Annotated in this window: 13 protein-coding genes; 5 read left to right on the top strand and 8 right to left on the bottom strand. The window is 40.7% G+C overall.

Annotation, left to right across the window (positions count from 1 at the left end):
• The 5 genes from AC1DDX_RS18925 to AC1DDX_RS18905 form a co-directional block, all read right to left on the bottom strand.
• Window positions 1-447: FAD:protein FMN transferase (locus AC1DDX_RS18925; RefSeq protein WP_477622413.1), on the bottom strand; the 447-nt coding region annotated here is incomplete at its 3' end.
• Window positions 448-453: 6 nt separating this feature from the next.
• Window positions 454-888: a thioredoxin family protein gene (locus tag AC1DDX_RS18920; RefSeq protein ID WP_172659913.1), complete on the bottom strand. Its 435-nt coding sequence runs from the start codon at window positions 886-888 to the stop codon at window positions 454-456.
• An 87-nt stretch (window positions 889-975) separates the two neighbouring features.
• Complete coding sequence (locus AC1DDX_RS18915) at window positions 976-2250, bottom strand: sensor histidine kinase (RefSeq protein WP_216854319.1); 1275 nt, start codon at window positions 2248-2250, stop codon at window positions 976-978.
• Window positions 2247-2924, bottom strand: coding sequence for a response regulator transcription factor (locus tag AC1DDX_RS18910; RefSeq protein WP_172659914.1), 678 nt, complete (start codon window positions 2922-2924; stop codon window positions 2247-2249). The genes AC1DDX_RS18915 and AC1DDX_RS18910 overlap by 4 nt, the downstream gene beginning before the upstream one ends.
• A gap of 79 nt (window positions 2925-3003) precedes the next feature.
• On the bottom strand, window positions 3004-3489 hold the full coding sequence (locus AC1DDX_RS18905; RefSeq protein ID WP_099437520.1) for a hypothetical protein: 486 nt from the start codon (window positions 3487-3489) through the stop codon (window positions 3004-3006).
• Window positions 3490-3741: 252 nt separating this feature from the next.
• Between AC1DDX_RS18905 and AC1DDX_RS18900 the strand changes: the two genes are divergently transcribed.
• Both AC1DDX_RS18900 and AC1DDX_RS18895 read left to right on the top strand, forming a co-directional pair.
• Window positions 3742-5148: a L,D-transpeptidase scaffold domain-containing protein gene (locus tag AC1DDX_RS18900; RefSeq protein ID WP_172659916.1), complete on the top strand. Its 1407-nt coding sequence runs from the start codon at window positions 3742-3744 to the stop codon at window positions 5146-5148.
• 1 nt (window position 5149) lies between these two features.
• Window positions 5150-5524 (top strand): helix-turn-helix domain-containing protein, encoded by a 375-nt coding sequence (locus AC1DDX_RS18895; RefSeq protein WP_172659917.1) that lies wholly within the window; start codon window positions 5150-5152, stop codon window positions 5522-5524.
• Window positions 5525-5705: 181 nt separating this feature from the next.
• Here the strand turns inward: AC1DDX_RS18895 and AC1DDX_RS18890 are convergent, their stop codons facing one another.
• The 3 genes from AC1DDX_RS18890 to AC1DDX_RS18880 all read right to left on the bottom strand — a co-directional run bounded on the left by AC1DDX_RS18890 (window position 5706) and on the right by AC1DDX_RS18880 (window position 8943).
• The gene (locus AC1DDX_RS18890; RefSeq protein ID WP_337716633.1) at window positions 5706-6755 is read right to left on the bottom strand and encodes a response regulator; all 1050 of its coding nucleotides are present in this window, start codon (window positions 6753-6755) and stop codon (window positions 5706-5708) included.
• A 339-nt stretch (window positions 6756-7094) separates the two neighbouring features.
• A complete protein-coding gene (locus AC1DDX_RS18885) occupies window positions 7095-8048 on the bottom strand; it encodes an NAD(P)-dependent oxidoreductase (RefSeq protein WP_172659919.1) in 954 nt (317 codons plus the stop codon).
• A 55-nt stretch (window positions 8049-8103) separates the two neighbouring features.
• Window positions 8104-8943: a universal stress protein gene (locus AC1DDX_RS18880; protein WP_216854321.1), complete on the bottom strand. Its 840-nt coding sequence runs from the start codon at window positions 8941-8943 to the stop codon at window positions 8104-8106.
• 154 nt (window positions 8944-9097) lie between these two features.
• Between AC1DDX_RS18880 and AC1DDX_RS18875 the strand changes: the two genes are divergently transcribed.
• The 3 genes from AC1DDX_RS18875 to AC1DDX_RS18865 form a co-directional block, all read left to right on the top strand.
• Window positions 9098-9661 (top strand): HdeD family acid-resistance protein, encoded by a 564-nt coding sequence (locus AC1DDX_RS18875; RefSeq protein ID WP_337716635.1) that lies wholly within the window; start codon window positions 9098-9100, stop codon window positions 9659-9661.
• A 55-nt stretch (window positions 9662-9716) separates the two neighbouring features.
• Window positions 9717-10436 (top strand): LOG family protein, encoded by a 720-nt coding sequence (locus tag AC1DDX_RS18870; RefSeq protein WP_337716637.1) that lies wholly within the window; start codon window positions 9717-9719, stop codon window positions 10434-10436.
• 117 nt (window positions 10437-10553) lie between these two features.
• The coding region (locus AC1DDX_RS18865; protein WP_477622412.1) for a universal stress protein at window positions 10554-11066 on the top strand (513 nt) is incomplete at its 3' end.

Below are 11066 nucleotides of genomic sequence, written 5' to 3'. Positions count from 1 at the left end.
GCGCATACCCTTGTTTTTCAACATTATTGTCGAATTTTCTGTGTCTATTATTACGTTTTGATAGTTGATCAGACTTACCGATTGAAGCGCAGTTTCAACCTCCGGAAGCGAGGTCATGTTGATGTCAAAATTCCACAGGCTTTTATCAATAGAACCATAAGTAATGTCAAAAGCGCCCTGGGTAATATCCGATATTTTTATGGCCCGCTGGATAAGGGAAACCACCTCTTTATCTACCTTTACGGGTTTTATACCCGCATGCTGATTGATCAGGCTAGTCTGACTGCTGTCTCTGAAAGTGCTGAACAGCGCTTCAATCCGGCTCACCTCTGCTATAGCTGCATCAATTGCCTTTCGGCCGGCAGCTTCATCCTCAGCAATCACCGTGAACTCAAACCGATTGCCCATTAGCTTCAATATACGCTGACAGGATTCTTTGATTCTCATTGCTTGTTAATTACCGGATACTGTGGTTTTGATTTCCTGAACAAACTTTTCAGGACTTTCATTTGGATAGCCATCCCAGGATTTTAAGACTTTTCCATCTTCGTTCACCAGCAGGGTATAAGGAAATTTACCGTCCGGGTTATATTTTTCTGCCAGAGCCTCATTTTGTTCAATTTGTGCTGCAGACAACTGATTCTTTTTTTGACGGGGGAAATCTGCGCGCACCAGTACCAAATGTGGTTTGGCGTAATTCTCAAAGGTTTCGGATTCGAAGATCTCTTTTCTTAAACGAATGCATGGACCACACCAGTCAGATCCTGAAAAATTGATTAAGATCTGTTGATGACCGGCTTTAGCCTGCTGCTGTGCCTCATTGAAATTGCCATTCCAGATTAAGGAAGCTGGAACAAATGATAATAGTATAATTAGTAATATTTTCATCAGTATGCCTTTTGATGAATCTAATATCTATGGGAATTCTGAAGACATTGTGAAGTTGTGTGTTAAAATATGTTAAGGTTTTGTCATCTAATTTTTATTTTCGGAATGCTTAAAGACAATCTTAAAGTGGTGTTGTTCCCGTTGATAGCAGTAACTCAACTGATAATTCTTTCTTATACATACTTGTTTCAAAATGGCCAGTCCCAGTCCCGTACCATCAGAGGCGTTGTCTTTATAAAATCGTTCAAAGATTTTTAAAGGATCCAGGCCCATCTGTGTGCTGGTGTTGGAAAAATCAAGGTTATCTTCGGTCAATGTAATCCGAATGGACCCTCCGTCGTAATTATGTCTTATGGCATTACTGAAAAGATTATTCACCAAAATCTCTACTAAGGAGCGGTTGGCATAAATGATAAATTCGGCGAGTTCTGATTGTATGTTCAAATTCCTTTTTTGAATGAGTTCCTGGAAGTAACCGAGTTTCTCTTCAATTAAAGTCTTAAGGTTAATTTCTTCCCTTGCCTGGAGCTGATTGTTGTCAATTTTCACCAGGAGTAAAAGAGACTGATTCAATTTTGTTAGTTTCGAGGTGGCTTTATACAGATCTGACAGGATTTCACTTTCTTCTTTCCCCAGTGAATTGGACTGCAGCAGGGTGTCAAGTTTGGAGTTGATCACTGCAAGAGGCGTCATCATTTCATGGGCTGCATTTTCAGTAAACAGCTTGATCTCTTTATAATCCGATTTTACCTTTAAGGATACTTCAAGAACAGCTTTGTTCAGTTCTTTAAATTCTTCAATATTGGTTTGGATTGGCTCAAAAACCTTCTCCTGATTAATGTTAAATGCCTTGATGTTTGTTAATAATTGTCTGAATGGCGACCACATTCTTCTGATCAGGATTTTGTTGACCAGCCACAAAATCAATAACAACGCTATGACAGGTAATAAAATGATCAGGATGATGCTTTTGATCTGTTCCTGACGTTCAAATTTTGAGGCGATGATGAGTATTTCGTAAGGTTGCCCGTTCAGCACCAATTGTGTTTTCAGGTATCTTGCAGACTCTTTATGTTTTTTTTTAGGATTGTAGAAATTTGTGTCAGCAAACGATCTGCGGCTATTGCTCAGCTTATGTATTTTTTTATACTCCACGATTACATCATCGAAACCTTCGGGGGATGGCAGAATATTTTTAACATGAGCAAAGTCTTTTACTTCCAGGAGCTCCTCATATAAGTGGTCCTCGATCTGCCTGTTGATGTATTGACCTAATGTCTGATAAAATAAGAATCCTATAATCAAGAGGCCTGTAAGGGTAATGACAGATAAAATGCTGTTGTAACTGGTAAATAATTTCATGCATCGGTGAATTTATAACCTACTCCATAAACCGATTGAAAATAGTCTTTGCAGCCGGAATCTGTCAGTTTTTTCCTTACATTTTTAATATGTGTATAAATGAAATCAAAACTATCTGCCATGTCCGCTTCATCACCCCATATGTGCACCACTGCCGCGGATTTGGAAATCACCTTGTTTTTGTTGACCAGGAAATATAAAAGAAGGTCAAATTCTTTTCTGGTTAGGTACACAAGCTGGCCATTTACTTTGACTTCCTTTGAGGCGGTGTCAATTTCCAGTTCATTGAAACTCAAAAGGCTGTTTCCATTGAAATTACGTCGTCTTATAATCGCTAGTGTTCTGGCATAAAGTTCGGATAAATGGAAAGGTTTGATCAGGTAGTCGTCAGCACCGAGGCTTAATCCTTCAATTTTCTGATCCAGGGAATTGCGCGCTGAAATGATGAGTACGCCATCTGCCTTATTGAGCTTTTTAAGATACTTTAAGAGCTGAAGCCCTTCTCCATCAGGAAGGGTTAAATCCAATAAAACGCAGTCATAATCGTAAATAGACAATTTTTGATATCCCTGTTCATAATTTGAAGCACAGTCACAAATATTTCCTTCAGCCGTCAAATACTGGTCAATACTTTGCCTTAAGCCTTCTTCGTCTTCAATAATTAGAAATTTCATACGTAAATATGATATTAAAATCTGAAGACTCTTTGAAGTTGGCCCCCATATTTCCCGATCGCAATCCGCTTCAGCAGATTTACGATGTAGTCGAACTGGGATTTTTTAGCTGATGCTTATTGGTTTGAAAGATTTTGTTTTTGAATATCTGCAGGCGCTGCAGAGCCTCTTCCAATTCCCGTTCCAGCAACGTATATTGATCTATTAAACTGAAGTCAATAGTTTGTTTTGGATCTGTAATCAGTGGTTTAAGTTGCCCGAAATATTCGCGTAGTCTATTTTTCAAATCTGCGCAAATACGGTTTAGACCTGAAAGTCTGTCAAAATCACTTTTGACCAGCATAAAGGAAGCTTTTTTAAAGAGCTTATTAAGCGTGGTCAATTCGCATTCGATAAACGACAGGTCAGTGGTCCATTGCTTGCCAATGAGGAATAGTTCCTGTAACTCTGTTTCGAGTTCATTGTTTTCAATTGTTGTTGCAGGTGTCATAACATAAGGTTTAATAATGTGTAAATGTTCCCTTAATTCACTGTTTTTCAATTGATGGAGCTCAGTTTTATACATGTTTTATACATGATATTCATCACGTTTTGAGGGGAAAATGGCTTGGTTTCAGACTGGGGTCTTCAGAAAAGATCGTTTTGCTTATTTATTAATGACAAGACCACTGAACAGCTTTCATGGAATTTAATCGATAAGGAGTCTTTTAACAGATCTTCCTGGTTTAAAAAGCTGTGTTAAATCAAGTTAATCCGTGACGCGGATCATTAAATAGTCGCGTAATAACCTGGAAATTTAGGGTTTAATTTAATGGATATGAAGATTTTAGTGAATTTGGTATTTTTGTTAGGTGCTGTTTCAGCAGTAAAATGCCAGGAAGCCAAATCTCAGCAGGCAATCTTAGCTGAAATGAAAAAGTCAACCTTCGGTATTGAATTGTGTTATCCAAACTCTGTCAAAAGGTTTTATAAGGCAAACGGCTTTAATTATGCATGGATCAAACCTAAAGACAAGGCGGGCCAAACCTGGACGGGGATGCTTTTGCTGGACTGTGTGCTTCAATTTGGACTTAATCATAACGATTACCATCCAGAAAAACTGTCCTATGACAGCTTAAGAACCATGATCAATGAGCCTGAAAAGGTCAGTGAGGTAGCCAAAGCTCAGTATGATCTGTTGCTGACTGATGCGCTGATTACTTTTATGAACCATTTGCATTACGGAAAGCTCAACCCTGAAGTTAGCTCAGCAAAGATAGATGGTGGAGGGTTAAAGGGATTTAGTGCCGAATCTGAGCTCATCGGTGCGCTAAAAGGAAAGGACTTCATGTTGACCCTGCTCAGCGTACAACCAAAGACTAAGGAATATGAGCAACTACAAAGTTATATGAGACTGATAAAGGGACAGTATGTCGACGACTGTTATGAAGTGCCCGAAACTGAGGCAAGAAAAATTGCCATTAATATGGAGAGACTAAGATGGGCGAATATTAATGGATTTAATTATATCCACATCAATATTCCGTCCTATTCAGTAAAGCTACACGAAAAAGATACCACTTATGATTTTAAGGCAATCGTGGGCAAAGCTGAAACACAAACGCCTGTGTTGAGCAGTAGTGTAACTCAAATTACTACCGGACCGGACCGCAAGGTTCCACAACATGTTTTTACGCAAACGCTCTTGCCACAGGCTATTAAAAACTCGGATTTTTTTGAGCACAATCATTATGAGATATACGATATCAAGGGAAAGCATATTGCAATAAACAGTTACAGGATAAGACAGATAAATAGTAATCCGGCGCATTATTTTGCCCGGCAGTCCAATGCTTGCGACAACTCTTTAGGCGCGCTGGTATTTCAATTCTCAAATAAATTCAATATTTATTTACACGACAGCCCCAATCAAGCACTTTTTGAGCGAGATCTAAGGGCGCTAAGTCATGGATGCATCCGGGTTCAGCAGGCGGAGAGACTGGCTGAATTGCTACTAAAGTACGATGGTTCAGAAAGTAAAATTCCCTTGATGCAGAAGTCGGTAAATGCCTATCAGAAAAGGAACTTCATACTGAGGAACCCGGTTCCGGTTAAGATCACATACCTCACTTGTGAGATCCAGGAAGGACTGCCGGTTTTTTACAAGGATATTTATCATTTGGATGAAACCCTGGAAAACCAGCTTTATGGAATGAGTGAGCCCAGCCTCGCCGATAATTTATGAAGTGAATTTTGTTAAGAATTATTATGGGGCGTATGTGTTGGGAATCCTGGAACGTGCAGTTCGGCGTGAGGAAATAAGCATTAGTGAGGTATCCAGAAGAATGAAGGTCTCTCGAAGGACTTTGTATAACTGGTTTGAACAGCGTACATTAGATATAAGTCTATTATCAGCTATAGGAAGGATCATCAACCATGATTTCAGCAAAGAGCTTGGTGAGGATTTGAGTTTCAGTGATGATCAACCTGGTAAGGTAGATAAAACGCATCTTAAATTGTCAGACCCCTCTCTTCCAGAAGAGCATGTGCATTACTGGATGCGGAAGTACATTGTTTTACTCGAGGAATATAATCAGCTCACCGATAAAATTGAACTTTAGCGTCAAACCGATCCTTCATCCCTCAGTCCAGTCTGTGGTTCAGCTAGAAGTTTTGAACTGGGTTGGTTCATTTTATCAGAATTCTCGTTTTTATATTATTAGTTTATGCAGCCAATTAAACGAACTGCCTGGCGAAATGATGAAAATGCGCTTGTCATCAGCAGGACCCTTTTACAGCAGATTAGTTCTTCAACTTGGTGATGCGACTAATGTCGATCAGGCATAGCTGATTGCCATTCTTTTCTATCAGGCCCTCTTCCTTAAAATCTGAAAGTGTTCTGCTTACTGTTTCCAGGGCAACTCCGGCCAGTTCAGCTAGCTCGTCTCTTGATATGTTTAACAGGATGGGAGAGGCTGAGGTCTTACTTAAACGCAATAGCACCTGTGCGATGCGTTTTCGTACCGAAAGGTAGGCCAGTTCTAATAGCTGTTCTTCTTTTTGGTGGATGTCTTTGGACAATATTTTGATAAACTGACGACTTACTTCCGGATATTTGTTCAATAAGTTTACAATAAGTTCCTTTGGCAATAAACAAACCGAAGTATGTTCCGTTGCCTCAGCAGTCTCAGTGTACGCTCCTTCAAGCAATAGCGAGTCCAGGCCGATGTAGTCGTCTGGTTTATATAAACTGGTGATCAATTGCCGACCATCAAGGGCTCGTTTGATCATTTTGATGCTGCCCTCCATAAGCAGGTATAATCCCTGAGGGCTGTCTCCTTCATAAAACAGCACCTGTTTTTTTTTTATGCGTTTGATTTTACGGCCGGCAATAAGCGCTTTAAGCTCGTTCATCCCATCTCCCGGGTTCAGCGATAGTCTCTCCAGGTGATTTAATGTACTGCGGTAGGCATCTTTCTGTTTTTGCCATTTGTTGATTCTGGTTTCTATTGCAGTGATTAATTCCATATCATCAAAAGGCTTGGTCAGGTAATCATCAGCACCCATTTCCATGGCCTTTCTGAAATCAATCCGTTCGGTCTTGGCGGTCAGGAAAATAAATGGTATTTCAGAGGTAGCACTGTTTTTGCCGAGTAAATACAACACTCCATATCCATCCAGTTCGGGCATCATAATGTCGCACAAAATAATATCAGGCTTATGCTGGCTGGCAAGCTCGATTCCTGCTTTTCCGTTATTAGCCTTAAGTGCTTTGTATCCGGATAGTTCCAGTATCTCCGCACAGCCTTCCCTGATATCGTTGTCGTCTTCGATGATCAATACAGTTTTCATGATTCCAGATGAAGGTAAAAAACTTAAAGTGTGACAGATGGTAAGTTAGGCAATTATTTTCCATTAACACAGATAAAAATTAAAATTTGTTCCGAAATCTACTTCACTTAAATGGATATATTGATATAAAGTAAGTACAGTATTTATTTGAGTTTATAATAATGTTTATCAATATCTTATGTTATTTATGTCATGTTCTGATTGAATCTTAGGTGCGAAAAATTTCCTGGTTTTTCCTGCTGTTGAGACGCAAATAGAAAAAAAAGAGCAAGCCTCTTGTAAATTACACCTTAAAACCGCACCCATTTTATCTTCATCAATCCGGGGCATTAATAAAAATCAATTTTCCCAGCTGTTAAGGGTATTTATCGTTTCGTGGGCTATTTCTTCCAAAGCTTCGGTGGTTAGAAATGCCTGATGTGGTGTAATCAGTACATTAGGCATCCTCATCAGTTCCGACAATAGCGGATCCCTGACCTGGTCTGCTTCATGATCTTCAAAAAATAAGCCATGCTCATTTTCATACACGTCAAGGCCTAAATAGCCGATTTTACCTCTTTTCAGCGCATCCAGGGCGTCTGTTGTTTTGATCAAACCTCCGCGTGCGGTATTGATGATCATCACTCCTGTTTTCATTTTTTCAATGCTCGTGCAGTCAATAATTTGTTTGGTCTGTTCATTTAACGGGATATGGAGGGAAATGACGTCAGCATTTTTATACAGAGCATCCAGGTCAACCATCTCAATGTCGGGTAAATTCTGCCCGGGGAGGATATCATATCCGATAATTTTGCACCCAAGTCCCTTGAAAATTGGTATTGCCGCCTTGCCGATGTGTCCCAGGCCAATCAAGCCTACTGTTTTTCCGTAGAAATTAAAGCCAATTAAGTTATTCAGGCTAAAGTTAAAATGTTGACATTGTTGGCTTGCCTGCACCAGATGACGGCTTAATGCAAGGGCAAGGGCGGCAGCATGTTCAGCAATCGCCTGGGGTGAGTAGGCCGGTATGTTTGCGATCTTTATTCCATATTTTTCTGCGGTGACCCTGTCAATATGATCTATTCCAACAGATCTGGTGGCAATGTACCTTATCCCTAAAGCTGCCAGCTTGTGAATAACAGGTGCGGTGACGTTATCATTGGTGAAGACGACCACTGCATCTGCCCCCTCGGCAAATGAGGTGGTTTCCGTACTCAATGTCCGTGTGGTAAAAACAAGGTCATGCCTTTGGTTATTGGCATGTAGCATCAGGGATTTCTCAACGGATTTTGTGCTGTAAAAAATTGCTTTCATGATTGGAAAAATTAAATGTATTGAGTTTGATAATTCAGGTGAATGAATTGTATCGCTATTTCTTCCTGAAAACCAGTAATGGAAGCTTGGAAACGGAAGAAAATTCAGCAGAAATACTGGATAAAAAGATTTTTTCAAAAATTGTTCTCCTTTGATTGCTGAACATAATTAATATTGACGGTTTGATGCTTTTTATATTTTTGTTGATGTTTGCGATCAATGTTTTTTCATAATCGAGGGTGTCGAAAACTGCACTAATGTGGTGTTTATTGAGTTTTTGGGTTAAAGTGTTGAAGGTCCGGGTGTCGGCAAGGTAATCCAGTGGGGTTTTAAGGTGCAACAGGGTCACTTTTGCATCGATCGAGGTGCTGAAGCTTGTTACTTTCTTTAGCTCATCGTCAAGATCAAACAAATCTGATGCGTAGCAGATACTGAGGATTTCGGTTCTTTTGTAGAATGGAGGAACAGCGATGACTGGAACTTCAGATTTTTTGATCAGGGTGGCTGTATTGGATCCAAGCAATCGACTGGTTTTGCCATTTCCATTCCTGCTGATGCAAATGTAATCGAAACTGTTTTCCTTCGCGAAGGTCATGATATTGTGGTCAGGATTTGCTCCCTGTTTTGCAACGCAATGCAAAGGTTCTGTGAAGGATAGCCTAAGCGATTTATATACACCGGCTATAAACCTGCGCAGTTTCTTGTTGATTTTCGCAAATTCGCTGTTTTCAAAGGAATTGAAAACCCTCTCACTCCATCTGCTTGGTCTTGGGACCAGGTAGGAATGGAAAAATGTGATCTGGCAGTCACTTTGCATGGCAAGTTGCATGGCAAAACGCAATGCCCCCTTTGAGTTTGTGGAGAAATCTGTTGTCACAAGAATCTTTTTCATCATCTGTAATTATGTGGTATGCAGTTCAAACCTAACTTGATTTTCTGGATCAGCCGGTGATCACCATCAGCGGTTCCGGTGATCTTTGTCATGTATTTTTTTTTATGGATTATGAAACTTTGAGCTGGAAATAAGCCTCATCTTAATATAAAATATCATGAAAACTACCTATCTCAATAATGACGCTGCACAATACTGGTGGCTGATGTTTTGTTCCGGAGTATTATTTATAGGACTGGGAATCTGGATGCTTGCCGCCCCAGTCTCGTCTTATCTTTCCCTAAGCCTGTTGTTTGCCTTCGGGATGATTTTTGCCGGGATTTTTGAAGTGACCTTTTCGGTAAGTAACCACAAAAGGCTTCATGGCTGGGGCTGGACTTTGAGTGGGGGGCTGATTGACATTTTCCTTGGAGGCTATCTTTTAAATCTTCCGTTACTGACCATGGTGATCATGCCGGTAATCATTGGCTTATGGATGCTCCTTAGGGGATTTATGGCCATAAGCAGTTCTATTGAACTTCGTGCCTATGGAGTACTGGACTGGGCCTGGCTTTTGCTGACAGGTATCCTGATTGTCGTTTTGTCGGTATTGATTATTGCAGATCCTCTTTTTGGCGCCATCAACATTGTCGTTTGGACCGCTTTCGCGTTCTTATTGTCGGGAATATTCAGAATACTGTTATCCCTGCAGCTCAGGAGTCTGGCCAGAAATCTCTATTGAATCTTCCTTGCTCCAGGAATCATTGACAACCGGTAAATATTAAAATACAGCTGACATGAGCAAATCCGAGATCGTCTTTCTTGACGGACCGCAATCCAGGTGGAAAGAGTTTATCTTCACCTTAAAAACCATGAGGGAGTTTATTCGCGGATTCAGGAAGCTTCATTTTCTGGGGCCCTGTATTACCGTATTTGGATCTGCCCGTTTCAAAGAAGGACATCCTTATTATGAGCTGACCAGAAAGGCTGGGGCAGCATTTGCGTCACTTGGTTTTACGATCCTTACAGGTGGCGGCCCGGGTTTGATGGAGGCAGCAAACAGAGGAGCCAAAGATGTTAACGGCCGTTCAGTGGGCTGCAATATCGAACTTCCTTCCGAGCAGAAACCAAATCAATATCTGGATAAATGGGTTTACATCAATCATTTTTTTATCAGGAAGGTTTTGCTGGTGAAATATTCCTTTGCTTTTGTGGTTATGCCGGGAGGCTTTGGCACTCTGGATGAATTCTTTGAAGCGCTGACCCTGATCCAGACCCGTAAGATCAGTAATTTCCCGATCATCATCTTTGGCAAAGAATTTCACCAGGAACTGATCGCTTATATATTGCGTTTGCAAAAGGAGGGAACCGTGACAAGGGGAGACACAGAACTGTTTCTGGTTACCGACAGTATTGAGGAAGCTGTTGATTTAATTCGGGAAAAAAGCATCAAACAATATGGGTTAAAACCCAGACAGAAACCACATCCTTTTCAATGGCTTTTTGAGCATAGCTAGCAGGCCTCCTCCAGTGCCGATAATCATGCTTAAAGATGATGATTGTCACTATTTAAATTGCTGTTACTTAGCATCTTTGAAGCGTAATCGGGTATTTGAACACAAAATTGTAATCCCATGAAAAAGATCTTAATCCCAACTGATTTTTCCAGCTCAGCTAAAAATGCGGCCAATTATGCAATGCATCTTGCAAAACAGATGAAAGCCAATGTCAAATTGTGTAACGTGGTCATGGTTCCCCTGGAAGTTCCCTTGGCAGCACATGTTTCAGCCCCGTTAATCACATTTGAGAGTCTGGAGTATGAAGTTGAGCAGGAGTTGAAACGTTATGTCAAAAAACTAAAGGAAAGAGATGAGCAGGAAACAGCTCCCGACAGCTTCCACCCTTTGATTGAATATGCCGTGGGCATAGGCAGCGTGGCAGATGCGGTAACAAATTTTGCAGCCGACCGTGAAATAAGTCTAACGGTCATGGGCATGTCCGGGGCAGGAGGAATAGGGAAATTTCTAATAGGAAGCAGCAGCAGGGCGATGGTTGAGGCCACTAAAACGCCTCTTCTGCTGATTCCCGATGAGGCCAGATTTTTGGGCATCCGTAAGATTGCAGATTTTTGGGCATCCGTAAGATTG

The organism is Pedobacter sp. 10L46_2 (genome assembly GCF_056395165.1).
Note: the sequence above shows the minus strand (reverse complement) of the source record. Positions and strands in the feature narration are given on the sequence as shown.